Genomic DNA, 1,868 nt, shown 5'->3' with positions numbered 1-1,868 from the left:
GTGGTGCTCAGGGAACTACCACCAGCCAGAGCATCGTTGGGCGCAGTGAAGTTCACGCTGGCGGACGACTCACCCACTGGAATGGTGATGGTCTGACCGTTGGACAGAGTGACGACTACCGGCGAACCGGTCACTGGCGCAGTCACGGAGGCGGTGTACACCACAGTGCCGCCTTCGGCGACGCTTGGTGTTGCAGTCAGACTGACCGTCGAAGTGTCGATGGTGTCAGTCACGTCGGTGACTGCTGGAGCTGGATTGGTCTCCAGATTCTCGAAGTTGCCGCCTTCGGCCTTGGTAATGGTGGCTTCAACCTTGCCTGCATCTTTGTAGACGTCATCCGCCGGGGCCGCGACGGTGGCAGTACCGGAAGTGGCGCCAGCGGCGATGGTGATCACCGCGCCGTTAGAGAGCGTGACAGTAACAGGCGTACCCGCAGCATTGGTCAGGGTCGCGGTGTAGACAATCGAACCACCTTCGGCCACGGACTCGGTCGCGCTCAGGCTCAGAGTGGTGGTGTCAGGAGTATCGGTGACGGAGGTTTCAGCCGGCTTGTCGCTGACTTCCAGTTTCTCGTAGTTACCACCGTCGGCTTTGGTAATGGTGGTGCTGAGCGAACTGCCGCCCGCCAATGCATCGTTGGGAGCAGTGAAATTCACGCTGCCAGACGACTCACCTACTGGAATGGTGATGGTCTGCCCGTTGGACAGAGTGACGACTACCGGCGAACCGGTCACTGGCGCTGTCACCGACGCGGTGTAAACAACAATGCCACCCTCAGCCACGCTTGGTGTTGCGGTCAGACTGACAGTCGACGTGTCGATGGTGTCAGTGACATCAGTCACGGCTGGCGCTGGATTGGTTTCCAGGTTCTCGAAGTTACCGCCCTCGGCCTTGGTGATGGTGGCTTCGACCTTGCCCGCGTCCTTATAAACGTCATCGGCAGGTGCGGCCACGGTTGCCGTGCCCGAAGTGGCACCGGCAGCAATAGTGATCACGGCACCATTGCTCAAGGTCACGGTGACCGGAGTACCAGCGGCGTTGGTCAGGGTTGCGGTGTAGATGATCGAACCGCCTTCGGCCACGGACTCGGTAGCGCTCAGGCTCAGAGTGGTGGTGTCAGGAGTATCGGTGACCGAGGTCTCGGCAGGCTTGTCGCTAACTTCCAGCTTCTCGTAGTTGCCACCGTCGGCCTTGGTAATGGTGGTACTCAGGGAGCTACCGCCCGCCAACGCATCGTTTGGCGCGGTGAAGTTGACGCTGGCGGACGACTCGCCTACTGGAATGGTGATGGTCTGGCCGTTGGACAGAGTGACGACTACCGGCGAACCGGTCACTGGCGCAGTCACGGAGGCGGTGTACACCACAGTGCCGCCTTCGGCGACGCTTGGTGTTGCGGTCAGGCTGACAGTCGAAGTGTCGATGGTGTCAGTGACATCAGTCACCGCTGGCGCTGGATTGGTTTCCAGGTTCTCGAAGTTACCGCCCTCGGCCTTGGTGATCGTTGCCTCGACCTTGCCGGCGTCTTTGTACACGTCGTCAGCCGGAGCGGCGACGGTGGTAGTACCGGACGTAGCGCCGGCGGCGATAGTGATTACCGCGCCATTGCTCAAGGTCACTGTGACCGGGGTGCCGGCTGCATTGGTCAACGTGGCGGTGTAGACGATGGAGCCGCCTTCGGCCACGGACTCGGTCGCGCTCAGGCTCAGGGTAGTGGTGTCCGGGGTATCGGTAACGCTGGTTTCAGCCGGCTTGTCGCTGATTTCCAGCTTCTCGTAGTTGCCGCCGTCCGCCTTGGTAATGGTCGTGCTGAGCGAACTGCCACCAGCCAATGCATCGTTTGGAGCGGTGAAATTCACGCTACCGGACGA

The 1,868-nt window shown here is 60.8% G+C and carries 1 protein-coding gene; it reads right to left on the bottom strand.

The genetic code is table 11. The features are described 5' to 3' along the window. Nucleotides 1–1,868 (bottom strand): immunoglobulin-like domain-containing protein (locus AC1RGE_RS32025; RefSeq protein ID WP_492585715.1); only part of this gene is annotated, 1,868 nt, incomplete at both ends.

Source organism: Pseudomonas sp. GW823-FHT02C05 (genome assembly GCF_058797595.1).
The sequence above is the reverse complement of the archived record's forward strand: the minus strand, read 5'-3'. Positions and strand labels throughout refer to the sequence as shown.